This window comes from Streptomyces sp. CA-146814 (assembly GCF_050942385.1).
Classification (GTDB): Bacteria; Actinomycetota; Actinomycetes; order Streptomycetales; family Streptomycetaceae; genus Streptomyces.
In genome coordinates this window covers 6,115,129-6,140,388 of record NZ_CP192068.1, presented here as the reverse complement: position 1 = coordinate 6,140,388, position 25,260 = coordinate 6,115,129, and the positions used below count along the sequence as shown (strand labels likewise).

Here is a 25,260-nt window from a genome sequence, read left to right as displayed (position 1 = left end):
AGCCCACACGCGGTTTGACGGACCGTTGACGAGCCTCGCGACCGCTGATAAACCTTCGCTTCACCAGCTGGCGAACCAGAGATCAACCCGCCTTCTCAAGCGAGTGATGACGCGAGGTCCCCGTCCATGGTCACAAGAGTCTCCTCCCGCACCCCCCGGCCCGGCAGGCGCCTGCGCACCCTGCTGGCCTCGGGCGCGGCCGCCCTGGCGCTCACCGCCGGGGCCGTCGTCCCGGGCAACCCGCTCGCGCCCGCGCCTTCCGAGGCCCGCGCCGACGACGGGAAGACGACGCTCACGGTCGCCGTCGCGCAGAGCGTCGACTCGCTGAGCCCGTTCCTCGCCCAGCGGCTGCTGAGCACGAGCATCCACCGGCTCATGTACGACTACCTGACCAACTACGACGCCAAGGACAACAAGGCGATCCCGGGCCTGGCCACCGCCTGGGAGCCGTCGGCGGACAAGCTGACGTGGACGTACACGATCCGGTCGGACTCGCAGTGGTCCGACGGGCAGCAGGCCACCGCCGAGGACGCGGCCTGGACCTTCAACAAGATGATGACCGACGAGGGCGCGGCCACCTCCAACGGCAGCTTCGTCGGCAACTTCGAGAAAGTGACCGCGCCCAGCAAGGACAAGCTGGTCATCCAGCTCAAGGAGCCGCAGGCCACCATGGCCGCGCTGGACGTGCCGATCGTGCCCCGGCACGTCTGGGAGAAGGTCGAGGACTTCTCCAAGTTCAACAACGACAAGGACTTCCCCGTCGTCGGGAACGGCCCGTTCATCCTGACGGACTACAAGGTCGACAGCTTCGTGAAGCTCAAGGCCAACAAGGACTTCTGGCGCGGCTCGCCCAAGTTCGACGAGCTGGTCTTCCGCTACTACAAGGACCAGGACGCGGCCGTCGCCGCCCTGCGCAAGGGTGAGGTGTCCTTCGTCGCGGGCAGCCCGAGCCTGACCCCCGCTCAGTCCGCCTCGCTGGAGAACGCCCCGGACATCAAGGTCAACGACGCGCCGGGCCGCCGCTTCTTCGCGCTCGCCGTCAACCCCGGAGCCCGTACCAAGGACGGCCAGAAGTTCGGCGACGGCCACCCGGCGCTACTGGACCAGAAGGTGCGGCACGCGCTGTTCATGGCGGTGGACCGCAAGACGATCATCGACAAGGTCTTCCAGGGCCACGCCGTGGAGGGCGAGGGCTACATCCCGCCGCGCTTCTCCGACTACTTCTGGAAGCCGTCGGCCGGTCAGAAGCTCGCCTACGACCCGGCGAAGGCCTCGGCCCTGCTGGACCAGGCCGGGTACGAGAAGAACAGCGCGGGCAAGCGCGTCGGCAAGGACGGCAAGCCGCTGAACTTCCGCATCCTCTGCCACGCCACCGACCCGAACGACAAGGCGATCGGCAAGTACCTCCAGGAGTGGTGGGGCGAGCAGGGCATCGGGCTGAAGGTCGACTGCCTCGACAACGTCTCCGACCCCTGGTACGCCGGTGAGTACGACCTCGCCTTCGACGGCTGGTCCGTCAACCCGGACCCCGACTTCGTCCTCTCCATCCACACCTGTGCCGCGCTGCCGTCCAAGGCGAAGGAGTCGGCCGCGACGGACAACTTCATCTGCGACAAGCAGTACGACGAGCTCTACAAGAAGCAACTGGCGGAGTACGACCCCGCCAAGCGGGCGGATCTTGTGCGGCAACTGGAGTCGCGGCTGTACGACACCGGGTACATGAACGTCATGGCGTACCCCAATGCCGTCGAGGCCTACCGCACCGACCACATCAAGTCCATCACCACCATGCCGGCGGCCGCGGGCAACATCTACGGCCAGGACGGTTACTGGAGCTGGTGGTCGGCGGTCCCGGCCGCCGGGGCCTCCTCGTCCGGTTCCTCCGACTCCGGTGGCTCCTCCACCGGAGTGCTCGTCGGGGTCGGGATCGCCGTCGTCGTCCTCGCCGGTGGCGGACTGCTGTTCGCCATGCGTCGCCGCTCCACCGCGGAAGACCGTGAATAGTCCATGAGCTCAGAATCCACTCCCGCGCTGGTCAAAGGCGCGGCAGGCGTGGAGAGCACCGCGTCCGGCGGCCCGGCTCCGGCCGGGCCGCCGGCCCGCTCCCCGCGCTCCCGCTCCACGGCCGCCTACCTCCGCTACGCGGCGGGCAAGCTGGCCGGTGCGGCGGTCTCCCTCTTCGCCGTCCTCGTCACCAGCTTCTTCCTCTTCCGGCTGATCCCGGGCGACCCGGTCAAGCAGATGACCGGCGGGCGTCAGGTGTCGACCGAACAGATCGCGGCGATGCGCCGTGAGTTCGGACTCGACCTGCCGCTCTGGCAGCAGTTCACGCAGTACTGCGGCAAGGCCCTGACCGGCGACTTCGGTACGTCGTACCAGTTCCGGGCGCCCGTCATCGACAAGATCTCCGAGGCGCTGCCCGCCACCCTGCTGCTCACCGGCACCGCCTTCGTCATCTACACGCTGCTCGGCATCTGGCTCGGCGCCCGCTCCGCCTGGCGCAACGGCTCCGCCGGCGACCGGACCAACACCGCGTTCGCGCTGACGCTGTACTCGGTGCCGTCGTTCTGGCTCGGCCTGCTCCTCATCATCACGCTGTCGGTCGGTATCGGCCCGATCCCGGGCCTCTTCCCGACCGGAGGCATGGAGTCCGGCACGACCACCGGCTTCGACCGCGTCCTCGACATCGCGCACCACATGGTGCTGCCCGTCATCACGCTCGTGGCGGTGGAGTACGCGCGCACGCTGCTGGTGATGCGCTCCTCGCTGCTGGACGAGATGGGCAGCGACTACCTCACGACCGCTCGCGCCAAGGGGCTGCGGGACGACCTCGTACGCCGGAAGCACGCCGTGCCGAACGCGATGCTGCCGACGGTGACGCTGCTCTTCGTGAACCTCGGTACGACGGTGGCCGGGGCGATCCTGGTGGAGACGGTCTTCTCCTGGCCGGGCCTCGGCGGCCTCTTCTACCAGGCGCTGAGCGTGCCCGACCTGCCGTTGGTGCAGGCGCTGTTCTTCGTCTTCGCCTCCGCGGTGATCCTGATGAACACGCTGGCCGATGTGATCTATCCGCTGCTCGATCCCCGGGTGGGCCGATGACTGTCACGACCGACAAACCCGAAAACGTACGGACGGACAGCCCGCGCGCTCTCGCCCGCGCCCGGCGGCGGCAGGCCGCGCTCCGGTTCTGGCAGCAGTACCGCACGCACCGCGCCGGACTCGTCGGCCTCGCCGTGCTCGTGGTCATCGCGCTGCTGGCGCTGGCGGCTCCGCTGCTGGTCGGCGCCGACTCGAAGAGCGTGACCGACGCGCCGGGCGGCCCGATGGAGGCGCCGAGCGGTCAGTTCCCGCTCGGCACCGACCAGTTCGGCCGCAGCCTGCTGGCCCTGATGCTCTGGGGCACCCGGGTCTCGCTCACCGTCGGCCTGCTGGCCGCTTTCCTCTCCGTGGCGATCGGCACGCTGATCGGGATCACGGCGGGCCACTTCAAGGGCTGGTACGCCACCGTCATCATGCGTATCACCGACTGGTTCCTGGTGATGCCGACCCTGGTTCTGGCCATCGCCCTGGCCACGGTCCTCTCCCGGTCGATCTGGACGACGATCCTGGCGATCGGCGTGACGACCTGGCCGACCACCGCCCGCCTGGTCCGGGCCCAGACGCTCTCCGTCGAGTCCCGCCCGTACATCGAACGCTCACGGGCGCTCGGCGGCGGCCACCGGCACATCATGTCCCGCCACGTCCTGCCGAACGTCATGCCGCTGGTGCTCGCCCAGACCACGCTGGTGATCTCCACCGCCATCCTCACCGAAGCGACCCTCGCCTTCCTCGGGCTCAGCGATCCGACGATCGTCTCCTGGGGCGGGCTGCTCCAGGACGCCCGCGAGGCCGGCGCGGTCAGCTCCGGCAACTGGTGGTACCTCGCCCCGCCCGGACTCGCCATCGCCGTCGTCGCACTCGCCTTCACACTCTGCGGCCGCGCCATCGAGTCCGTGCTCAACCCCAAGCTGGGGGTGTCCCGTTGACGGCGACAACCACGACCACTCCGCCGAACCCGGACCCGTCCGCCGCGCCCGACCTCTCCAAACCGGTCGGTGACCCGCCGCTCCTGGAGGTGCGGAACCTGACCGTCACGTACGGAGGCACCGTCCCGGCCGTACGGGGCGTCGATCTGCGGGTCGAGGCCGGGCAGAAGCTCGGGATCGCCGGGGAGTCCGGCTGCGGCAAGTCGACGCTGGCCCTCGCGCTGCTCCGCCTCCTGCCCGCGTCGGCCAAGCTCACCGGCGAGATCCTGCTCGACGGCGAGGACATCCTCACCATGAAGTGGGGGCGGCTGCGGGCGGTCCGCTGGGCCGGCGCGTCGATCGTCTTCCAGGGCGCGATGCACTCGCTCAACGCGGTGCACCGGGTCGGGGACCAGATCGCCGAACCGATCCTGCTGCACAGCAAGGCCACCCCGGCCGCCGCCCGCCAGCGCGCCGGAGAGCTGCTGGAACAGGTCGGCATGCCCGCCGCCCGCGCGCAGGCGTACCCGCATGAGCTGTCCGGCGGTCAGCGGCAGCGCGTGATGATCGCGATGGCGCTCGCCTGCGATCCGCGCCTGATCGTCGCGGACGAGCCGACGACGGCGCTGGACGTGATGATCCAGGCCCAGATCCTGCGGCTGATCGAGCAGCTGGTGGCCGACCAGGACGTCGGCCTGATCATGATCAGCCACGACCTGGCGGTGCTGGCGGACACCTGCGACCGGCTCTCGGTGATGTACGCGGGCCGGGTCGTCGAGGAGGGCCCGGCCCGGCAGGTGTACGCGGAGGCCCGCCACCCGTACGGCCAAGCGCTCTCCGCCGCCTTCCCGAAGATCGGCGACCTCTCCTCCCGGCGCGCCCCGCGCGGCCTGCCGGGCGACCCGCCGGACCCGGCGGCACTGCCGGACGGCTGTACGTTCCATCCGCGCTGCCCGGTGGCGCTGCACTCCTGCGCCACGGAGGACCAGGAGCTGCGCGAGGCGGGCGGCGAGCGACGGGCGGCGTGCGTACTGGTGGACACGGACGGCAAGGCTAGGAGCACCTCATGAGCACGGCCCCCCTCCTCAGCGCCGAGGCCCTGAAGGTCGCCTTCCCCGGCCGGCGCGGCGCCGCCACCGCCCGCGCCGTCGACGGCGTCGACCTGGACATCCGGCCCGGCGAGATCGTCGCGCTGGTCGGTGAGTCGGGGTGCGGCAAGACGACGCTGGCCCGCTCACTGCTCGGCCTGGTCCCGCCGACCGCCGGCCGGGTCACCTTCGCGGGTGCGCCGCTCGACTACGCGGGCCGGGCGCTCAAGGCGTACCGGAAACGCGTACAGCTGGTGCTCCAGGACCCCAGCGGCTCGCTCAACCCGCGCCACACGGTGTACGACGCGGTGGCCGAAGGCCTGCGCATCCACGGGTACGCGGGCGACGAGCGGGCGGCCGTCTCGGAGGCCCTCTCCCGGGCCGGACTGCGGCCCCCCGAACGCTTCTTCCTGCGCTATCCGCACGAGCTGTCCGGCGGCCAGCGCCAGCGCGTGGTGATCGCCGGTGCACTGGTGCTGGAACCGGAGTTGATCGTGGCGGACGAGCCGGTGGCGTCGCTGGACGCCTCGGTACGGGGTGAGATCCTGGCCCTCCTCCTCCGCCTCCGCGACGAACTGGGCCTCTCGGCACTGGTGGTCACCCATGACCTCGGTCTGGCCTGGAACATCGCGGACCGGGTGGCGGTGATGTACCTCGGCCGGATCGTCGAGACGGGCCCGGTCGAGCAGCTGCTCACGGCGCCTCGGCACCCGTACACGCAGGCCTTGTTGTCCGTCCTCCCGGAGGCGGAGACCGAACCGGTCGTCCTGAGCGGCGAACCGCCGGACCCTTCGAAGGTCCCGTCCGGCTGCCGCTTCCACGTCCGCTGCCAGATCCTCGCCTCGGGCGAGGCGGAGCGGGCCGGTGTGGCGGAGGCCTGCCGCACGGTGAACCTGCCGGTGCTGAACGGCGGCGGAGCCCCTCAGGTGGCTTGCCACTGGGCGGCGGCGTGCGGCGGGGAGGCCGGGGGTGGGGCCGCCGACGTGCGGACGACCTGAGGCCGGTGCGTCAGCGGGTCCGGTGGCGGGCGTAGATCAGTCCACCGGCCGGCACCCGTCGGCACCCCAGCCATGACCCTTCCCACGCCCCGTCGCCGGACGAGGGATCGGTCGTCCTGGACGCCAAGGGGCTGCGCGCCCTGGCGCATCCGGTCCGTGTGCAACTGGTCGGCCTGCTGCGGAAGTACGGCCCGTCCACGGCCACCCGTCTCGCGGAGCGGCTGGGGGTGAGCTCCGGGACGGCCAGCTACCACCTGCGGCAACTCGGCGCGGCCGGCTTCGTCGAGGAGGACACCGAACGCGGCAACGCCCGCGAGCGCTGGTGGCGTTCGGTGCACCGGACGACCTGGTTCAACGACCCGGAACTGGCCGAGCGGGAACCCGAGGCCGCCCTCGCCTACCAGCAGTCCGTCGCCTCCATCTACGCCCTGCGCACCCAGCAGGCGCTGAACGGGCTGCAGACGATGCCCCGCGCCTGGCGGGAGAGGTTCGACCTGAGCGACTGGGTTCTGCGGCTCACCCCCGAGGAGACGACCGCGCTCTACGAGGAGTTGTCGGGTGTCATCGGCCGCTACCGGCGGGACACCCCGGAGAACGCGGCGACCGCTCCGGCGGGCGCGGAGCGGGTCGGCCTCATCACCCACTTCCTGCCCGAGCTGGACGCCCCAGCCCCAATCCCCGCCCCAGCCCCGGAAGCGGAGGCACCGTGAGCGCCGGGGACCCGGGCGCCACCGGCGTCATACCCGCCGAACGGTCCTTACGGCCGCTGGCCGGGGTGCTGGCGGCCATCGCCGCGTCCGTGACCGGCACCCGGATCTCCCTCATCGCTCTGCCCTGGTTCGTCCTCGTCACCACGGGCAGCGCCACCCGGACCGGGCTGGTCGCCTTCTGCGAGATGGCGCCGTACGTCCTGTTCAAGGCGTTGTCCGGCCCGCTGGTGGACCGTACGGGCCCGCGGACCGTCTCCTGGACCATGGACCTGGCGAGCGCGGCCGCCGCGGCGGCCATCCCCCTGCTGCACACCCTGGACCAGCTCTCCTTCCCGCTCCTGCTGGGCCTGGTCGCGGTGATCGGGGCCGCGCGCGGCCCGGGCGACCTGGCAAAAGAGGTCATGGTCCCGGAGGCCGCCGAGCGCGCAGGAACCCCCCTGGAGCGGGCCATGGGCCTGTCCGGCGTGATCGAACGGCTCGCCTCCACCATCGGCCCGGCGGCGGGCGGCGCCCTGGTGGCGCTGCTCGGCCCCATGACCGGTCTGGTCGTCAACGCGGGCTGCTTCGTCCTCGGTTCGGTGATCGTCGCCGTCGCACTGCCGCGCGGGACGGGACGACCGGCCGTGGCCCCCGCAGCACCCGCCGACGACCGGCAACCGGGCTACTGGCGGCGGTTCGGCGAGGGCTTCACCTTCCTGCGCGGCGATCCGCTGCTGCTCGCCGTCATCGTCGTGGTCGGGATCACCAACCTGCTGGACGCGGCGCTGACCAGCCTGATGATCCCCGTCTGGGCCGGGGAGTCGGGGAACGGCCCGGCGGCGATCGGCCTGGTCAGCACGGTGATGGGGGCCGCCGCGGCCGGCGGGAGCCTGATCGCCGCGATGGCCGCCCACCGGCTGCCCCGCAGAGCGGTGTTCCTCATCGGGTTCCTGCTGGCCGGGGCCCCGAGGTTCCTGGTCCTCGCGGTGGACGCCCCCCTGGGCGTGGTGCTGGCCGTCTTCGCCGTCAGCGGCTTCGGCGCCGGGTTCATCAACCCCGTGCTGGGCGCCGTCTTCATCGAACGGGTGCCGCGCCGGATGCTGGGCCGGGTCAACGCCCTCGGCGACTCGCTGGCCTGGTCCGGCATCCCGCTCGGCGGGCTGCTCGCCGGGGCGGCGGTGACGGTCGCCGGTCTGACGCCGGTGCTGCTCGTCTGCGGGGCCGCGTACTTCCTCACCACGACCCTGGCCGGACTGCGGCCGGAGTGGCGGGCCATGGACCGTTCACGCGAGGTCGGCGTACCGCGGGAGGCGGCGACGAGCGGCGAGCGTCCTTAGAGACGAGGCCCCCCGTGGTGGATCGCCCCCGTCAGCTCGCCGAGCGGACGCCCGGTCCCGCCCCAGCGGTGCTGGATGATCTCGGCCGCGATGGAGACCGCCGTCTCCTCCGGCGTACGGGCTCCGAGGTCCAGGCCCACGGGTGAGGCGAGGCGGGACAGGTGGGCCTCGTCCACTCCGGCCGTACGGAGGCGGGCGAGGCGGTCGTGGTGGGTGCGGCGGCTGCCCATGACCCCGATGTACGCGGCCGGGGTGCGCAGCGCGGCGATCAGCAGGGGCACGTCGAACTTCGGGTCGTGGGTGAGGACGCAGATCACGGTCCGGGCGTCGACCTCGGTCGCCTCCAGGTAGTCGTGCGGCCAGGCGCGGACGACCTCGTCGGCGGTCGGGAAGCGTTCGCGGGTGGCGAAGGCGGGGCGGGCGTCGCAGACGGTGACCCGGTAGCCGAGGAAGGAGCCGATGCGCGCGGTGGCCGCCGCGTGGTCGATGGCGCCGAAGACGAGCATGCGGGGCGGTGGCGCGTACGTACGGACGAAGACGGACACCTCTGCCATCCGGCGCTGACCGTGTGCTCCGTACCACTGGACGCCGGTCAGGCCCTGCTCCAGCAGCCCGCGCGCGTCGTCCGTGACGGCGGCGTCCAGCCCCTCGGAACCGAGCGTGCCGTGTACGCCGGTGGCGCGGACCACCAGCCGGGCGCCGGTCTCCGCCTCGCCGGACAGGACGGTGGCCTCCGCGACCGGCACATCGGCGGCGATCGGGTCGAGCAGGGCCGCGAGATCGGCCAGCTCGGCCTCGGAGGCGTACGCGCGCACCAGCACCTCGATCGTGCCGCCGCACGTCAGCCCGGCGCCGAACGCCTCGTCGTCGCTGATCCCGTACGCCACCACGCGCGGCCCCGACCCGGCGAGCACCTCGCGGGCCACCTCGTACACATCGCTCTCGACGCAGCCGCCCGAGACGCTGCCGAGTACGACACCCTCCGCGTCGACGGCCATCACCGCGCCCGGGTCGCGGGGCGCGCTGCCGTGGACGGCGACGACGGTCGCCAGGGCGAGAGGCGTACCGGCGGCGCAGCGGGAGCGGAGGTCGGGCAGGAGGTCGCGCACCCTGTCAGCATCCGCCGCCCGGAGGCGCGGCGCACGGGGAGCGGGTGCGTCAGTGCGTGCGGTCGTACGCGGCGACCAGCTCGCTGCACCGCTTCACATCGGCGGCCATCGCCACCAGGAGGTCGTCGATCGTGTCGAACTTCAGCATGCCGCGTACGTACGCGAGGAAGTCGACGGCCACGTGCAGCCCGTACAGGTCCAGGCCGACGCGGTCGATCGCGTACGCCTCCACCGTCCGCTCGGTGCCGTCGAACTGCGGGTTCGTGCCGACCGAGATGGCGGCCGGCATCGACTCGCCGTCCACCTCCAGCCATCCCGCGTAGACGCCGTCGGCGGGGATCGCGGTGTGCGGGAGGGTCTCCACGTTGGCCGTCGGGAAGCCCAGCTCACGGCCGCGCTGCGCGCCGCGCACCACGATGCCCTCGACGCGGTGCGGGCGGCCGAGGATCTCGGCGGCGCCGGCGACATCGCCTTCGGCGACCAGGCGGCGGGTGAGCGTGGAGGAGAACGGCTGGCCGTCGCCGGCCGCGCCGGTCACGAACAGGTCGATGACCTCGACGGTGTAGTCGTAGGTGGCGCCCAGCTCGGTCAGCAGCGCCACGTTCCCGGCGGCCTTGTGGCCGAAGCGGAAGTTGGGGCCTTCGATGACGGCCTTGGCGTGCAGCTTGTCGACGAGGACCTTCACGATGAAGTCGGCGGGCGACAGCTTCGAGAACTCGGCGGTGAACGGCAGGATCAGCACCGCGTCCACGCCCAGCTCCGCCATGAGTTCGGCGCGGCGGTGGTGCGGGGCGAGCAGCGGCGGGTGGCTGCCGGGGCGGACGACCTCGCTGGGGTGCGGGTCGAAGGTGACGGCGACGGACGGAACGCCCAGCTCACGGGCGCGCTCGACGGCCCGGCCGATGATCAGCTGGTGTCCGCGGTGCACGCCGTCGTAGGAGCCGATGGTGACGACGCTGCGTCCCCAGTCCTGGGGGATGTCCTCCAAGCCACGCCACCGCTGCACTGTGACCGCTCCTCGCCCGAACCTGTGTACGTGTGTATGTATGCCGATTACGCAGGTCTAAGACTGCCATGCTCACGCCCCGCCGCCTGCATCGGCATCGGCATCGCCTGACGTGATGTCTCCAACGCCTCCACCGTGCGCCGGGCGCTGGGACCGACCACCGCGGCCCACTCCTGCGGGGCGTCGGCGAGCCAGCGGATGACGAGACCGCCGAATCCGGGCACGTCCCGGGCGAGTTCGACCAGCCGGCGGTCGAAGCGGGCGGCGCCTTCCGGAGTGCGGACGAGGAGCATGCCGGTGCGGTGGACGAGCGCGCGCGTACGGACCTCCGGGCGGGCTCCCGCACCTGCTGCGGCGGCCTGGAGGAGCGCGTCCAGCACGTCCGGGTCGCGGCCGGTGGACTGCTCGAACTCCAGCAGGACCTCCAGCAGCTCGGCCCGCAGCGGCCGGGACGCGGTGGACCCGGCTCCGGCGAGGACCCGGGCCAGTGCGGCGCGGACCGGTGGCGGGGCGGGGCGGTCCCGGAGGAGGCCGGTGACCAGGGGCAGGAGGAGGGCGCGGGCGGCGGGGCCGTGTTCGAGGCGGAGGTCGACGTACTCCGCCGCGTGGGTGCCGTCCTCGGGGTGGGCGTCGATGTACTCGCGTACGAGCCCGGCGACGTGCAGCGCGAGTGCGGGCGTGTCGAGTCCGGCCAGCGCCCGCAGGACCGTGGCCGCGCCGTCGCCGGGGCGGGCCAGGCGGGCGCGGAGGGCGGCGAGGACCGGCTCGGGGTGGAGCGGGAAGACCTCGGCGAGCAGCTCCACGGGGAGGCGGGGGTCGCCGTGGGCGAAGAGGCGCAGCGCCTGCGGGAGGTGGCGGCCCCGGCTCTTCGGGTCGCGGACGAGGAGGGTGAGGGCGGCGGCGTGGAGCTCGGCGTCCTCGGAGCGGGTGAGCAGGATCCCGGCGGCCGAGCGGAGCAGGGCCCGGTCGCCGTCGGCGGTGATCCGGGGCTGGAGGAGTCCGGCGTACCGGGCGGCGGCGGAGCGGCGGGCCGGGCGGTCCTCGTCGCGGGCCCAGCGCTCGACGGCCCGGCAGAGCGCGGTGGGCTCGTCCTCGGCGAGGGCGGCGAGCAGCTCACCGGCCCGCTGGTGCGGGGTGGCGATCAGCGCGTCGGTCAGCTCGTCGACGGCCAGGTCGCGGCGGGCGTACAGCAGGGCCTGCGCGGCGGCGGCCACGGTGGGGCGCAGGGGCACGTCCGGCGCGTCGGGGCCGACGGCCAGCAGCGGGCGCTCGTCGGTGAACCAGCGACAGAGCAGCGGCTGCACGGCGACCGGGGCCAGCGCGAGGCGGCGGGCCACGGCGTCGAGGTACCGCTCGTCGCCGTCGGTGCGGGGTACGCCGTCGGCGGGCACCAGGCGGCGGAGCAGGTCGATCCGGTCCTCCTCGGGCAGCCGGAGCCGCCGCCAGAACCAGGGCCCGAACTCTCCGTACGCCCCTGGTTCCACCGGCCGGCCGGTGGCGGCGGCCGAGCGCCGGGTGATGCGCCCGGCGAGGACCCGGAGAACACCGAGGTACGGACGCGCGTCGGGCACCCGGAGCAGGCTGCCGCCGAGGAGGTGGGCGGCCCACCAGGCGGCGTCCTCGTCGCGGGGACGGCGGAGGCGGTGCCCTGCGCCCGCCGGGCCGAGGTGGCGGGGGCCCTCGGCGTCGTCGTCGTGCGGGCGGCGAGAGGCGTCCTCGTCGTGCGGGCGGCGAGCGGCGTCATCCTGCGGCCCGTCCTCCGCCCACAGCCGGTCCAGCGCCTCGATCAGGTCGGCCATCCGGTGCGCGAGCGCGGCCGTGCCCTGGCGGCGGCCGAGGAGCACCATCGCCTGGATCACCGGCCCGATCCGGTGCCGGGGCACGGGCAGGGAGCGCGGCTCTCCCCCGGTGCTCGGCGGACGCACCGCTCCACCGCTCCCCCGGTGCCAGCGGTGCACCAGGGAGCGGAGCGCCGCGTCCAGGTCCAGATGCGCGCCCTGCACCCAGTCGCCCAGCTCCTCGTGGGCGAAGCGGTAACCGGCCCCGGCCGGCACCAGAAGCCCCTCGGTCAGCACGGCCGAGGCCCACCCGGTGCGCCACGGGAAGACCTCCTCGAACGCCTCCCGGTCCAGCTCCCCCTGTCCCGGCCCCAGACACCGCCGGGCCGCCTCGTGGACCTGGCCCGCGACCCGGGCGGCCAGTCGGCGTACGGCGGTGCCGCGCGGCTGCTCACCGGCGGCGGCCGCGACCCGGACCGCGATGCGCACGCACATGAGGTCCAGGTGGGCGCCGAAGACGTCCTCGGTGTCGGGGCGGCCCGGGACGCCGGGCGGCAGGGCCTCGCGGACCTCGGCGAGGAGCCGCAGGGTGAGCGGGTGCCGGTCGTGGCCGGGAGCGAGGGCGTGCGGCGGGATGCCGAGGCGCTCCTTGGCCCGGTCGGCCTGGCCGGGGGTGAGGTCGGCCAGGCGCAGGGACGGCGGCAGCGCCCGGGCGGGGCGGTGCGGGCGGTGCAGGGCGCCGGGCGGGTAGAGGGCGCCGGCGGTCTCCCAGTGTTCGGGGCGGCAGGCGACGACGAGCCGGACGCCGTGCTCGCGCAGCCAGCCTGCGGTGGCCGCCGTCCACTCGGCGAGCCGGTGGGCCAGGAGCGGCGGCATCTCCTCGGGGCCGTCCAGGACGATGAGGAGCGGGTGGCCCGCGTCGGCGGCGAGGCGGGCGACGCGTTCGGCGGTGGCCGTGGCCATGTCACCGAGGGCTCCGGCCGCGGCGACGATCCGGGCCGAGCGGGTCAGCGTACGGTCGGCCGCGTCCACGACGGAGGTGTCGTCGGCGAGCAGGTCGGCGCCGCGCAGCCAGAGCGTGGGCGCGGGGGCCGTGGCGTCGGCGCGGCGGGCGGCGAGGGCGGCCAGCTCGGTGGTGCGGCCGGTGCCGGGTCCGCCGACGAGGCCCAGGACCGTGCCCGTACCGGCCTCGAAGGCGGCCAGCTCGGCGTGGATGTCCTCGCGCTCGACCGGTGCGGTGCGTGCCTCGGGCCCGTCCGCCGAGCCGACGGAGGTGGCGGTGAGCTGGAGGGCGCCGGCGAGGTTGAGGTCGGGGCCGTAGGCGGGGGCGGCGGTGGCGTTCCGTACGAGGAGGGCGTCGAGGGCGGCGTCGGCGCCGCGCGGGATCGGCAGGGCGAGCCCGGCGGACTCGTACGGGGTGATGAGGGCGGTGCAGAGGAGGCCGAGGACCGCGCCGGTGGCCGGGTCGGTGACCGGTCCGCCGATCGCCGCGCCGCCGGAGCGCAGGGCATCGCGGCCGTCGGTGCCGAGGGCCAGCTCCAGGGCGGCCGGGACGGCGTGGCCGGAGCCGTCCGGGGCGGTGTAGGTGGCGGGGGCCGTACCGAGGACGCGGGCCTGGCGGCGGCCGTGGGCGGCGATCCCGACGTACCGTCCGGGCTCGGTCCGCTCCCGTACGGCGATGGGCAGCGGCTCCACGCCGAGCGTCCCGGAGCCTCCCGTACGCAGGAGGGCGAGGCCGAGGGCCGGGAGCGCGGTGATGTCGTCGGGGCCGACGGAACAGGTGCGGCCGCCGGTGCCGTGCAGGAGGTACGGGCCGGGGGCGGCGGTGGCCTGGTGGGCGGTGACGACCGTGCCGCGGTCGTCCGCGACGAAACCCGTCCCCCGCGGCCGGCCGGCCTGATCACAGATTCTCACCAGCGTCGACCGGTCCCCACTGCCCATGGTCCGACGGTAGGCCGCCGGTGATCGCACGGAGGGGCGCGGACCGGGAACGCGCCCCCCGCGCCCCCGGTATTCACTCCGAGCGCCCGTCCATCAGGGTGAATAGGCGTGTCCTGGCGGAGCAGAGATGGTCCCGGGGCGGGGAAGGTGGAGCGGGCACCGGTGGGGGGTGGGTGCCCGCTCCATACGATCCGGGGATCAGGCGAAGACGGCGAGGCTCTTGGCCTTGCCCTTCTCCTCCTCCACGAGCACGAGGAAGGTCCCGTCCGGGCCGAAGACCGCGACCGGCCCCGGCGGGTGGGCGGGCATGTCCAGCCGTACGCCGTTGAGGAGCAGCTTGGCGCGCTTCTCGTCGACGTCCCAGCGCGGGAAGGCGGAGGCGGCCGCGTCGGCGACCGGCATCACCGTCAGCTCCTCCTGGTGCTGGTCCAGGGTGCGGGCCGCGTCCAGTCCGTAGGGGCCGACGCGGGTGCGGCGCAGCGCGGTCAGGTGGCCGCCGACGCCGAGTCCGGCGCCGAGGTCGCGGGCGAGGGCGCGGATGTACGTCCCCGAGGAGCAGACCACGGAGACGACCAGGTCCAGGACGGGCGTGCCGTCCTCGGCTACGGCCTCTCGGACGTCGTAGACGCGGAAGGAGGAGACGGTCACCGGGCGGGCCGGGATCTCGAACTCCTCGCCGCCGCGCACCCGCGCGTAGGACCGCTTGCCGTCGATCTTGATGGCGCTGACCTTGGACGGGACCTGCATGATCGCGCCGGTCAGCGCGGCCACCCCGGCGTCGATGCCTTCCCGGGTCACGGCGGAGGCGTCGGTGGACGAGGTGATCTCGCCCTCGGCGTCGTCGGTGACGGTGTCCTGGCCGAGCCGGATCGTGCCCAGGTACTCCTTCTCGGTGAGCGCGAGGTGGCCGAGCAGTTTGGTGGCCCGCTGGACGCCGATTACGAGGACTCCGGTCGCCATCGGGTCGAGCGTTCCGGCGTGGCCGACGCGGCGGGTGCGGGCGATGCCGCGCATCTTGGCGACGACGTCGTGCGAAGTGAAGCCGGACGGCTTGTCGACGATGACAAGGCCGTCCGGCGTGGTGGTCTGCTCGGTCATGCGGAGGCGGGACCCTCGTTCTTGTCGGCGGGGTCGGAGGCCTCGTCCTCGTCGTCCTCGGGCTTGCGGTACGGGTCGGCCTCGCCGGCGTACTTGGCGCCCGTGGAGACCTCGCGCACCTCCGCGTCCTTGGCCCGCGCCTTGTCGAGGAGGTCCTCGATGGTGCGGGCGTTGTCCGGGAGGGCGTCCGGGACGAAGGCCAGGCTCGGCGTGAACCGGACCCCGGTCTGCCGGCCGACCTCGGAGCGGAGGACGCCCTTGGCGCTCTCCAGCGCCGCGGCGGAGGCCGCGCGCTCCTCGTCGTCGCCGTAGACCGTGTAGAAGACCGTGGCCTCCCGCAGGTCGCCGGTGACCCGGGCGTCCGTGATCGTCACGAAGCCCAGCCGCGGATCCTTGATTCGCCGGTCCAGGGTCTCCGCGACCACGACCTGGATGCGATCGGCCAGCTTGCGGGCCCGCGCGTTGTCGGTCACCGGTCCGTCACTCTTCCTTCTGGTGTTCGCTTGCGTGTCAGTCTTCGTCACTGTGCAGCCGCCGTCTCACCGACAGCAGCTCCACCTCGGGTCGGGCGGCCACCAGCCGCTCGCACCGGTCCAGCACGTCCGTCAGGTGTCCGGTGTCACCGGAGACCACGGCGAGGCCGATCTCGGCCCTGCGGTGGAGATCCTGCCCGCCGGTCTCCGCCGCACTCACCGCGTACTTGCGCTGGAGTTCGGCGACGATCGGACGGACGACGGAGCGTTTCTCCTTCAACGACCGTACGTCGCCGAGGAGCAGATCGAAGGACAGGGTCCCCACATACATGTGTGTCCGGATGTCCCGCCGGTTCGGGTTCGTGCCCCGCCAGAGCTTGGCGGAGACATCAGAACCGTACCGGAACGGCCGGAGCCGATCGACGGAAATACGACCCGTCGACCGGCCCCGACCGTGGTGGCCGGGTTCCGGGGGCGAACCCCCGGAACCCCGCCGAATACCAGCGGATCCTTGCGGACCCGAGGTGGATCAGCCTCGCGGCTTCTCGCGCATCTCGTACGTCGCGATGACGTCGTCGATCTTGATGTCGTTGAAGTTTCCGAGGTTGATACCGCCCTCGAAGCCTTCGCGGATCTCGGTGACGTCGTCCTTGAAGCGGCGCAGACCGGAGATGTTGAGGTTCTCCGCGATGACCTTGCCATCGCGCAGCAGGCGCGCCTTGGTGTTGCGCTTGACCTCGCCGGAGCGGACCAGCACACCGGCGATGTTGCCCAGCTTGGACGAGCGGAAGATCTCGCGGATCTCCGCCGTGCCGAGCTCGACCTCTTCGTACTCCGGCTTGAGCATGCCCTTGAGGGCCGCTTCGATCTCTTCGATCGCCTGGTAGATGACCGAGTAGTACCGGACGTCCACGCCTTCGCGCTCGGCCATCTGCTCGGCACGCCCTGCGGCGCGCACGTTGAAGCCGATCACGATGGCGTCGGAACCCGTCGCCAGGTTGATGTCCGACTCGGTGACCGCACCCACACCGCGGTGCAGGACCCGGATGTCGACCTCTTCACCGACGTCGAGCTGGAGCAGCGAGGACTCGAGAGCCTCCACCGAACCGGACGCGTCGCCCTTGATGATGAGGTTGAGCTCCTGGACCAGACCGGCCTTGAGCGCCTCGTCCAGGTTCTCCAGGGAGAACCGGACACCCTTGCGGGCGAAGTTGGCGTTGCGCTCGCGGGCGGCACGCTTCTCGGCGATCTGACGGGCCGTACGGTCCTCGTCGACGACCAGGAAGTTGTCGCCGGCGCCCGGGACGTTGGTGAGACCGAGCACCAGGACGGGGGTCGAGGGACCCGCTTCCTGCACGTTCTGACCGTTGTCGTCGAGCATGGCGCGCACCCGGCCGTAGGCGTCGCCCACGACCATCGTGTCGCCGATGCGCAGCGTTCCGCGCTGGACCAGGACGGTCGAGACGGCACCTCGACCGCGGTCGAGGTGGGACTCGATCGCAATACCCTGCGCGTCCTGGTTCGGGTTGGCCCGCAGGTCGAGCGAGGCGTCGGCGGTGAGGACGACGGCCTCCAGGAGCGCCTCGATGTTGAGGCTCTGCTTGGCGGAGATGTCGACGAACATGGTGTCGCCGCCGTACTCCTCGGCCACCAGACCGAACTCGGTGAGCTGACCGCGCACCTTGGTCGGGTCGGCGCCCTCGACGTCGATCTTGTTGACCGCGACCACGATCGGCACCTCGGCCGCCTTGGCGTGGTTCAGCGCCTCGATCGTCTGGGGCATCACACCGTCGTTGGCCGCCACCACGAGGATCGCGATGTCGGTCGACTTCGCACCACGGGCACGCATGGCGGTGAACGCCTCGTGACCCGGGGTGTCGATGAAGGTGATCTTGCGCTCTTCGTCGTTGACGTCCGTCGTGACCTGGTAGGCACCGATGTGCTGGGTGATGCCACCGGCCTCGCCCGCGACCACGTTGGTCTTGCGGATCGCGTCCAGGAGTCGGGTCTTACCGTGGTCGACGTGACCCATGACGGTCACGACCGGCGGACGGGAGACCAGGGCCTCTTCGCCGCCCTCGTCCTCGCCGAACTCGATGTCGAAGGACTCGAGCAGCTCGCGGTCCTCCTCCTCGGGGCTGACGATCTCCAGGACGTAGTTCATCTCGTCCGCGAGCAGCCGGAGCGTCTCGTCGGAGACGGACTGCGTCGCCGTGACCATCTCGCCGAGGTTCATCATCACGGCGACGAGCGACGCCGGGTTGGCGTTGATCTTCTCCGCGAAGTCGGTGAGCGAGGCACCGCGCGACAGCCGGACGGCCTGTCCGTTGCCGCGAGGCAGCATGACGCCGCCGACCGACGGGGCCTGCATGGCCTCGTACTCCTGGCGCCTCTGCCGCTTCGACTTGCGGCCACGACGCGCCGGACCGCCGGGACGGCCGAACGCACCCTGCGTGCCACCACGGCCACCGGGACCACCCGGACGACCGCCGAAGCCGGGACGACCGCCGAAGCCGCCGCCACCACCGGGACGACCGGCACCGCCGCCGCCACCGCCGGGACCGGCCGGACGGCCAGCGAAGCCGCCGCCACCGCCACCACCGGGACGGCCGGCGAAGCCGCCGCCACCACCGGGACGACCCGCACCGCCGCCGCCGGGACGACCGCCGGCACCGGGACCACGGCCACCGCCGGGGCCACCACCGGGACGCGGGCCGGCAGCGGGACGCTGCGGCATCATGCCCGGGTTGGGACGGTTACCGGCGGGACCGCCGCCGGGACGCGGGGCCTGCGGACGGGGCATGCCGCCCGGAGTGGGACGGGCACCGCCCTGACCCTGACCGCCCTGGGGGCGCGGGGCGCCGCCGGGGCCGCCCTGGGGACGCGGGGCGCCGGGGCGCTCCGAGCCGCCACCGGGGCGCGGGGCACCGCCGGGACGGGGCGCCGAGGGGCGCGCCATGCCGGTGGAACCGCCGGAGGTGAAGGGGTTGTTGCCCGGACGGGGACCGGCCGGACGGGCGCCGCCGGGGCGCGGTGCGCCCTGGCCGGCGGGACGTGCGGGGCGGTCGCCGCCACGCTCGCCACCGCGCTGGCCGCCCTCGCGGGCTCCACCGTCACGCTGGCCGGCGTCGCGCTGGCCGCCGGCCGGAGCCGGACGGGCCGGACGCGGTCCGGGAGTGGCACCCGCGGGACGCGGGGCCTGGGGCTGCTGGGGGGCGGCCGGCTGGGCCGGAGCCGGAGCCGAGAACTCGGCGGCCGGGACCGGGGTCACCGGGGCCGCCTTCGGCGCGGGCTTCGGACCCGGACGGGGGCCCGCCGACGGAGCCGAGGGCTCTGCCGGGGCGCTGGTCTCCGGGGCCTCGGCAGCGGCCGGCTTGGGGGCCGGTGCGCCGGGCTTCGGGGCAGCGGGACGTGCCGCAGCGGCCGGGGAGGGCGCTGCGGGCTTTGCGGGCGTCGCCTTGCGGGGCGCGCCAGGCTTGGCAGCGGACTTGCCGGCGTTGCCGCCGGGCCCCTGCAGTGCGTCGGTCAACTTGCGTACAACCGGCGCCTCGATCGTCGAGGACGCCGAACGGACGAATTCACCGAGTTCTTGGAGCTTGGCCATGACGACCTTGCTCTCGACGCCGAACTCCTTGGCGAGTTCGTATACCCGGACCTTAGCCACTTCGCTCCTTTTAGGTCCGGGTTACCGCCGGACCGTCGCTACTTCATGGGCGTACTCATCGCGTACTCATCGAGTGCTCATCGCAATCTCGACCTACTTCCAACTCGCGAGGTACCTGACCGCACGGGGTCCCGTGCCGTTCACTTTCTTACGGTGTCACCCGCTCGACGAACCGCGTGAGTGCCGCGGTGTCGAACGGCCCCTTGGCCTTGAAGGCCCGGGGGAACGCCCGGCGGCGAACCGCCAGGTCGAGACAGACAGAGGTGGGGTGCACGTAAGCACCCCGGCCGGGCAGCGTACCGCGTGGATCAGGGGCGCAGGCGCCCTCGTCCACCACGATGCGCAGCAGCTCGCTCTTGGCCACTCGCTCCCGGCATCCCACACAGGTTCGCTCGGGGCAAGCGCGGGCTTGCGTCCGGCCAGACACGTTTTAGTCTACCTCCCCGTACCGACCTCACCCCTTTGGGGCAAAAATCGAACGGATGTTGTCGTGATCTCAGCGGCGTACAGCCAAGATCTATTCCCTGGAGCGGCTCCGGGTCAACGCCTTTCCGAGCGCTCCCGGGCCCGCTCGGCCCGCTCGCGGTCGGCGGTCTCGCGCTCCTCGTCCGTCTCGGTGTCCGGGCGGATGTCGATGCGCCAGCCGGTGAGGCGCGCGGCGAGGCGGGCGTTCTGGCCCTCCTTGCCGATCGCCAGCGAGAGCTGGTAGTCCGGCACGGTGACGCGGGCGGAGCGGGCGCCGAGGTCGACGACCTCGACCTTGCTCACCCGGGCGGGCGAGAGCGCGTTGGCGACCATCTCGGCCGGGTCGTCCGACCAGTCCACGATGTCGATCTTCTCGCCGTGCAGCTCGGCCATGACGTTGCGCACCCGGCCGCCCATGGGGCCGATACAGGCGCCCTTGGCGTTGAGACCGGAACGGGTGGAGCGGACCGCGATCTTGGTGCGGTGACCGGCCTCGCGGGCGATGGCCTCGATGACCACCGAGCCGTCGGCGATCTCCGGGACCTCCAGCGCGAAGAGCTTCTTCACCAGGTTCGGGTGGGTGCGCGAGAGCGTCACCGACGGACCGCGGACGCCCTTGGCGACCCGTACGACGTACGTACGAAGGCGCAGACCGTGCGTGTACTCCTCGCCCGGGACCTGCTCCTGGACCGGCAGCATGGCCTCCATCTTGCCGATGTCGACCAGGACGTTCTTCGGGTCCTTGCCCTGCTGGACGACGCCGGTGACGACATCCCCCTCGTGGCCCGCGTACTCACCGAAGGTCTTGTCGTCCTCGGCGTCGCGCAGCCGCTGCAGGATGACCTGCTTGGCGGTGGTCGCGGCGATCCGGCCGAACCCGGAGGGGGTGTCGTCGAACTCCTTGGGCTCCTGGCCCTCTTCGAGGTCGGCCGGGTCCTCCTTGGCCCACACGGTGACGTGGCCGTTCTCGTCGAGCTTCACCCGCGCCCGGCGGTAGCTGCCGTCGGTGCGGTGGTACGCGATGAGGAGGGCCGACTCGATCGCCCCGACGAGCACGTCGAAGGGGATCTCCTTGTCCTGCGCCAAGCCCTTCAGAAGCTTCACATCGATGTCCACGGCTACGCCTCCTCTTCCTTCTTGTCCTTGCGGTTGAATTCGATCTCCACGCGCGCCTTGGCGATCTCGTCGAAGGCGAGGCGGCGGGACGTGGGCTTGCGGCCCTTGACGCCGGGCACTTCGAGGTCCAGCCCGTCCTCGTCGACGGCGAGGATGCGGGCGACCAGCTCACCGGAGCCGTCGGCGGCGAGGTGGAACCTGGCCAGCCGGCCGGTGGCGCGCACGTAGTGGCGGGGCTCGGTCAGCGGGCGCTCGGCGCCCGGGGAGCTGACTTCGAGGACGTACTCGCCCTCGCCCATCGCGTCGGTCTCGTCCAGCTTCTCGGAGATCGCGCGGCTCAGCTCCGCGCAGGCGTCCAGCTCCACGCCCTCGTCGGAGTCCACGATGACCCGCAGCACTCCACGCCGGCCCGCCCGGGACACCTCGATCTCTTCCAGGTCCAGCTGCCGCGCGCTGACGAGCGGTTCCAGCAGCCCGCGCAGCCTCTCGCTCTGGGTGGTGCTCATCCGGGTGACTCCTCGGCCGCGTGTGCTGTTGTGGGGATCGTCGCGTGTCAGGTCAAAGGGTATCCGGTCGCCAGGGGTGTTGCCGTCCGCCCGCCCTGTCACCGCGGGTACGCTCGCGTGCGGTGATCAGTTCAGGACAGATCCTGTCAGGATCGGTCCCGGCCCGAAGGAGAAACGTGCGGAGCACGGGGACGACCCGCAGGGGGGCGCTCACCGCGACGGGGGCTTTCGCACTGGGTGCGGTGCTGACCGGCTGCGGGGACGACGACAAGAGCACGGGCCGGAACGGTCCCGTCCGCACCGAGGCCGAAGCGGTCCGGGTGGAGCGGAGGCTGCGGACGGCGGCGGCCCGCACCGCCGCCCTGACGCTCGCCCACTACGACCTGGCCACCGAGGCCCACCCGGCGCTCGCGGAGGGCCTGGCGCCCCTGCGGACGGCCGTACGGGAGCACACCAAGGCCCTGGCGGTGAAGGGCCGAAAGGCCGCCGCCCCGCCCGCGCCCGGTCCGGTCTCCGCCGACGCGAAGGCGGCCGTGCGGGAGCTGGCCGCCGCCGAGCGCCGCCGGGCCGACGCGCACGCCGAGGCGCTGCTCACCGCCGAACCGGAGCTGGCCCGGCTGCTGGCCTCGGTGGCCGCGGCCGCGGCGGTCCACGCGTACCTGCTGACCGAGCTGGCCAAGGAGACCTCGTCATGACCCTGCCCTCCGAGGACGAGACCCCCTCCCCCGCGCTCACCGCCACCCAGGCCGCGCTGGCCGCCGAGCACGCGGCCGTCTACGGGTACGGGGTGCTCGGCGGCCGGATCGCCGGGAAGCGGCGCACCGAGGCGAGCGCGGCGTACGACGGCCACCGCGCGCGCCGGGACGCGCTCATGCGGCGCGTGCGTGACCTGGGCGGTGCGCCGGTCGCCGCCGACGCCGCGTACGCTCTGCCCTTCGCGGTTACCGACACCGCGTCGGCACTGCGTCTCGCCGCCGTCCTGGAGGACCGGGTGGCGGGCGCCTGCTCCGATCTCGTACGGGCCACCGAAGGACCCGCGCGGGCCGACGCGGCGGGCGCGCTGCGGGAGGCGGCCGTGCGGGCGGCCCGCTGGCGGGGCGGCAACGTAGCCTTTCCGGGGCTCGCCGAGCGGGCCCCGGGCGCCGGTCCGGCCGAGAAGACGGGCCCGGTGGAGGCCGCGGGAGCGGACACGCCCGAAGGCTGACCGAGGGACCGGAAAGGGATCAACGGACGTATGGGTTTCGAACCGCCGCAGCGCCTGGTGCGCGCGCTCGGCGAGATGTACGGGGGCGGCGCGGCGGCCGACTGGCTGGACCGCCTCCCCACGCTCACCGAACAGGCGCTCGACGCCGCCGGGCCGGACCTCACCGTGGAGCGGGTGGCCGCCCCGGGCGGGCGCAGCGCCCTGGTGCTCCTGGTCCGGCAGGCCGACGGGACCCCGGCCGCGCTGAAGATCGCTCCGCCGCGCGCCGAGCCGGAGCAGGAGCGGGCGGCGCTGGCGCACTGGAACGGCTGGGGTGCGGTGAAGCTGCTGGAGGGCTCCGCTCCCGACGCGTCCGGGGCGCTGCTGCTGGAGCGGCTGCACCACGAGGTGTCGCTGCGTTCGCTGCCGGAGGCCAAGGCGCTCCTGGAGGCGGCGGGCACGGTCCGGCGGCTCTGGGTGGAGCCGCCCGCCGGGCACCCCTTCGAGACCGTGGCCGAGCGGACCGGGCGGCAGACGGCGGGCATGCGGGCGGCCGCCGAGGCCGATGCGGCGCTCGCGCCGCTGGTGGACACGGCTCTCGCGGCCCGTACGGAGCTGGTCGAGGCCGCTCCCGAACTCCTGCTCCTGCACGGCAACTTCCGCCAGAGCAAGGTGCTCTCCGGCGAGCGCGCGCCATGGCTGACGGTGGGTCCCGAGCCGCTGGTCGGTGAGCGGGCCTACGACCTGGCCCGGCTGGTGCGGGACCGGGTGGAGGATCTGATCGCCTCTCCGGGCGGGCCGGTGACGGCACGGCGGCGGGTCAAGAAGCTGGCGGAGTCGCTGGAGGTGGACCAGGCACGGCTGCACGGCTGGACGCTGTTCCGGGCGGTCGAGTCGGGGACCCGGGCGCTGGCCGAGGGGCGGCGGCAGATGGGCGAGGTCAACCTGGAGTTCGCGGGCTGGCTGTAACGGTTCGCCGTACGGCGAAGGCCCCCACGCACACACGTGCGCGGGGGCCTTTCCCATCGGCTGATCAGGCCAGGTCGGCCGTCAGGCGGGCGATCGCCTCGTCGACGGTCAGCTCCTCGCGCTCACCGGTGCGGCGGTCCTTCAGCTCCAGGACGCCGTCGGCGGAGCGGCGGCCGGCGACCAGGATCTTGGGCACGCCGATCAGCTCGGAGTCGGTGAACTTCACGCCGGGCGAGACGCCGGGCCGGTCGTCGACCAGGACGCGCAGGCCCGCCGCGTTGAGCTTCTCCGAGACGTCGAGGGCCAGCTCCGTCTGGAGGGCCTTGCCCGCGGCGACGACGTGGACGTCGGCCGGGGCGACCTCGCGGGGCCAGCACAGGCCCTTGTCGTCGGCGGACTGCTCGGCCAGGGCAGCGACGGCGCGCGAGACGCCGATGCCGTACGAGCCCATCGTGACGCGGACCGGCTTGCCCTGCTGGCCGAGCACGTCGAGCTGGAAGGTGTCGGCGTACTTGCGGCCGAGCTGGAAGATGTGGCCGATCTCGATGGCGCGGTCCAGGGTGAGGCCGGTACCGCAGGTGGGGCAGGGGTCGCCCTCCTCGACCACGACGACGTCGACGTACTGGTCGACCTCGAAGTCCCGGCCCGCGACGACGTTCCTGGCGTGCTTGCCGTCCTTGTTGGCGCCGGTGATCCAGGCGGTGCCGGGGGCGACGCGGGGGTCGGCGAGGTAGCGGACCTTCTCCAGGCCCTGGGGGCCGACGTAGCCGCGTACGAGGTCGTCACGGCCGACGAAGTCCTCGGCGGTGACCAGCTCGACGACGGCGGGCGCCAAGTGCTCGCCGAGCTTGCCGAGGTCGACCTCGCGGTGGCCCGGGACGCCGACGGCCACGATCTCGCCGTCCACCTTGACCAGCAGGTTCTTCAGCGTGGCCGAGGCGGGGACGCCGAGGTGCGCGGCGAGGGTCTCGATGGTCGGGGTGTCGGGGGTGTCCAGCTCCTCGACCGCGCCGTGCGCCGAGCCGTCGACCGGGGCGAGCGCGAAGGTCACGGCCTCGGTGTTGGCGGCGTAATCGCAGTTCGGGCAGTCCGCGAAGGTGTCCTCGCCGGCGGCGGCGGGCGCCAGGAACTCCTCGGAGGCCGAGCCGCCCATCGCGCCGGAGACGGCGGAGACGACGCGGTGGTCCAGGCCGAGGCGCTCGAAGATCTTGATGTACGCGGCCCGGTGCAGCGCGTAGGAGTGCGCGAGGCCCTCGTCGGTGGTGTCGAAGCTGTACGAGTCCTTCATCTGGAACTCGCGGCCGCGGAGCACGCCGGAGCGGGGGCGCGCCTCGTCGCGGTACTTCGTCTGGATCTGGTAGAGCATCACCGGCAGGTCCTTGTAGGACGTGCACTGGTCCTTGACGGTCTGGGTGAAGATCTCCTCGTGGGTCGGGCCGAGGAGGTAGTCGCCGCCCTTACGGTCCTGGAGGCGGAAGAGCAGGTCGCCGTACTCCTCCCAGCGGCCGGACGCCTCGTAGGGCTCCTTGGGCAGGAGTGCGGGGAGGAGGACCTCCTGGGCGCCGATGGCGTCCATCTCCTCGCGCACCACGTTGGAGATGTTGTCCAGGACCTTCTTGCCGAGCGGCAGCCAGGACCAGATGCCGGCCGCGTTGCGGCGCACGTACCCGGCGCGGACCAGCAGCTTGTGGCTGAGCGTCTCGGCGTCCGCCGGGTCGTCGCGCAGTGTCTTGATCATCAATCGGGACATGCGCTGGACCTGGGCCATGATGAACTCCTGCTCGCGAAAGTGGTGAGCCCGAGGTTAGCCGGGGGGTGCGGGCAGGCGGAAATCCA

Annotated in this window: 21 protein-coding genes; 10 read left to right on the top strand and 11 right to left on the bottom strand. The window is 72.9% G+C overall.

The genetic code is table 11. The features are described 5' to 3' along the window. The first annotated feature begins 126 nt into the window (after positions 1–126). The 7 genes from ACQP09_RS27600 to ACQP09_RS27570 all read left to right on the top strand — a co-directional run bounded on the left by ACQP09_RS27600 (position 127) and on the right by ACQP09_RS27570 (position 8,116). Positions 127–2,004, top strand: coding sequence for an ABC transporter substrate-binding protein (locus ACQP09_RS27600; RefSeq protein ID WP_433404331.1), 1,878 nt, complete (start codon positions 127–129; stop codon positions 2,002–2,004). 3 nt (positions 2,005–2,007) lie between these two features. Continuing rightward, complete coding sequence (locus ACQP09_RS27595) at positions 2,008–3,099, top strand: ABC transporter permease (protein ID WP_433404328.1); 1,092 nt, start codon at positions 2,008–2,010, stop codon at positions 3,097–3,099. Then, the gene (locus ACQP09_RS27590) at positions 3,096–4,025 is read left to right on the top strand and encodes an ABC transporter permease (protein WP_433404326.1); all 930 of its coding nucleotides are present in this window, start codon (positions 3,096–3,098) and stop codon (positions 4,023–4,025) included. Before ACQP09_RS27595 ends, ACQP09_RS27590 begins: the two co-directional genes overlap by 4 nt. Next, complete coding sequence (locus ACQP09_RS27585) at positions 4,022–5,074, top strand: ABC transporter ATP-binding protein (RefSeq protein WP_433404323.1); 1,053 nt, start codon at positions 4,022–4,024, stop codon at positions 5,072–5,074. The genes ACQP09_RS27590 and ACQP09_RS27585 overlap by 4 nt, the downstream gene beginning before the upstream one ends. Further along, on the top strand, positions 5,071–6,090 hold the full coding sequence (locus tag ACQP09_RS27580; RefSeq protein WP_433404321.1) for an oligopeptide/dipeptide ABC transporter ATP-binding protein: 1,020 nt from the start codon (positions 5,071–5,073) through the stop codon (positions 6,088–6,090). The genes ACQP09_RS27585 and ACQP09_RS27580 overlap by 4 nt, the downstream gene beginning before the upstream one ends. A 116-nt stretch (positions 6,091–6,206) precedes the next feature. Continuing rightward, positions 6,207–6,800 (top strand): ArsR/SmtB family transcription factor, encoded by a 594-nt coding sequence (locus ACQP09_RS27575; RefSeq protein ID WP_433406783.1) that lies wholly within the window; start codon positions 6,207–6,209, stop codon positions 6,798–6,800. Then, positions 6,797–8,116, top strand: coding sequence for an MFS transporter (locus tag ACQP09_RS27570; RefSeq protein WP_433404318.1), 1,320 nt, complete (start codon positions 6,797–6,799; stop codon positions 8,114–8,116). Before ACQP09_RS27575 ends, ACQP09_RS27570 begins: the two co-directional genes overlap by 4 nt. On the opposite strand, the gene ACQP09_RS27565 is transcribed toward ACQP09_RS27570, so the two are convergent. The 10 genes from ACQP09_RS27565 to rimP all read right to left on the bottom strand — a co-directional run bounded on the left by ACQP09_RS27565 (position 8,113) and on the right by rimP (position 21,272). Next, on the bottom strand, positions 8,113–9,225 hold the full coding sequence (locus tag ACQP09_RS27565; RefSeq protein ID WP_433404315.1) for an XdhC family protein: 1,113 nt from the start codon (positions 9,223–9,225) through the stop codon (positions 8,113–8,115). The genes ACQP09_RS27570 and ACQP09_RS27565 overlap by 4 nt on opposite strands. A 49-nt stretch (positions 9,226–9,274) precedes the next feature. Then, on the bottom strand, positions 9,275–10,231 hold the full coding sequence (locus tag ACQP09_RS27560) for a bifunctional riboflavin kinase/FAD synthetase (RefSeq protein WP_433404312.1): 957 nt from the start codon (positions 10,229–10,231) through the stop codon (positions 9,275–9,277). Positions 10,232–10,278: 47 nt separating this feature from the next. Then, positions 10,279–13,950 carry a serine protease gene (locus ACQP09_RS27555; RefSeq protein ID WP_433404309.1) on the bottom strand — a complete coding sequence of 1,224 codons (3,672 nt, stop codon included), beginning with the start codon at positions 13,948–13,950 and terminating at the stop codon, positions 10,279–10,281. 198 nt (positions 13,951–14,148) lie between these two features. Next, positions 14,149–15,048: a tRNA pseudouridine(55) synthase TruB gene (truB, locus tag ACQP09_RS27550; protein ID WP_433404307.1), complete on the bottom strand. Its 900-nt coding sequence runs from the start codon at positions 15,046–15,048 to the stop codon at positions 14,149–14,151. Next, complete coding sequence (rbfA, locus tag ACQP09_RS27545; protein WP_433404304.1) at positions 15,045–15,521, bottom strand: 30S ribosome-binding factor RbfA; 477 nt, start codon at positions 15,519–15,521, stop codon at positions 15,045–15,047. Before rbfA ends, truB begins: the two co-directional genes overlap by 4 nt. 37 nt (positions 15,522–15,558) lie before the next feature. After that, a complete protein-coding gene (locus ACQP09_RS27540) occupies positions 15,559–15,852 on the bottom strand; it encodes a DUF503 domain-containing protein (RefSeq protein ID WP_015611818.1) in 294 nt (97 codons plus the stop codon). A gap of 198 nt (positions 15,853–16,050) precedes the next feature. Further along, positions 16,051–19,185, bottom strand: coding sequence for a translation initiation factor IF-2 (infB, locus tag ACQP09_RS27535; RefSeq protein WP_433404300.1), 3,135 nt, complete (start codon positions 19,183–19,185; stop codon positions 16,051–16,053). Between the two features lie 148 nt (positions 19,186–19,333). Then, entirely contained in the window at positions 19,334–19,612 is a 279-nt protein-coding gene (locus tag ACQP09_RS27530; protein ID WP_199787082.1) for a YlxR family protein, read from the bottom strand. A 113-nt stretch (positions 19,613–19,725) separates the two neighbouring features. Further along, on the bottom strand, positions 19,726–20,766 hold the full coding sequence (gene nusA, locus ACQP09_RS27525; protein WP_404058817.1) for a transcription termination factor NusA: 1,041 nt from the start codon (positions 20,764–20,766) through the stop codon (positions 19,726–19,728). A 2-nt stretch (positions 20,767–20,768) separates the two neighbouring features. Then, on the bottom strand, positions 20,769–21,272 hold the full coding sequence (gene rimP / locus ACQP09_RS27520) for a ribosome maturation factor RimP (protein ID WP_366423944.1): 504 nt from the start codon (positions 21,270–21,272) through the stop codon (positions 20,769–20,771). Between the two features lie 176 nt (positions 21,273–21,448). Here rimP and ACQP09_RS27515 point away from each other — a divergent pair, with 176 nt between their 5' ends. From ACQP09_RS27515 to ACQP09_RS27505, 3 genes are read left to right on the top strand one after another with little or no spacing between them, the layout of a single operon-like run. Continuing rightward, a complete protein-coding gene (locus tag ACQP09_RS27515) occupies positions 21,449–21,967 on the top strand; it encodes a hypothetical protein (RefSeq protein WP_433404295.1) in 519 nt (172 codons plus the stop codon). After that, entirely contained in the window at positions 21,964–22,476 is a 513-nt protein-coding gene (locus ACQP09_RS27510; RefSeq protein ID WP_433404293.1) for a ferritin-like domain-containing protein, read from the top strand. Before ACQP09_RS27515 ends, ACQP09_RS27510 begins: the two co-directional genes overlap by 4 nt. 30 nt (positions 22,477–22,506) lie before the next feature. Beyond that, complete coding sequence (locus tag ACQP09_RS27505) at positions 22,507–23,424, top strand: aminoglycoside phosphotransferase family protein (protein ID WP_433404290.1); 918 nt, start codon at positions 22,507–22,509, stop codon at positions 23,422–23,424. A gap of 64 nt (positions 23,425–23,488) precedes the next feature. Here the strand turns inward: ACQP09_RS27505 and ACQP09_RS27500 are convergent, their stop codons facing one another. After that, positions 23,489–25,192 (bottom strand): proline--tRNA ligase, encoded by a 1,704-nt coding sequence (locus ACQP09_RS27500; protein WP_433404287.1) that lies wholly within the window; start codon positions 25,190–25,192, stop codon positions 23,489–23,491. Between the last annotated feature and the right edge of the window lie 68 nt (positions 25,193–25,260).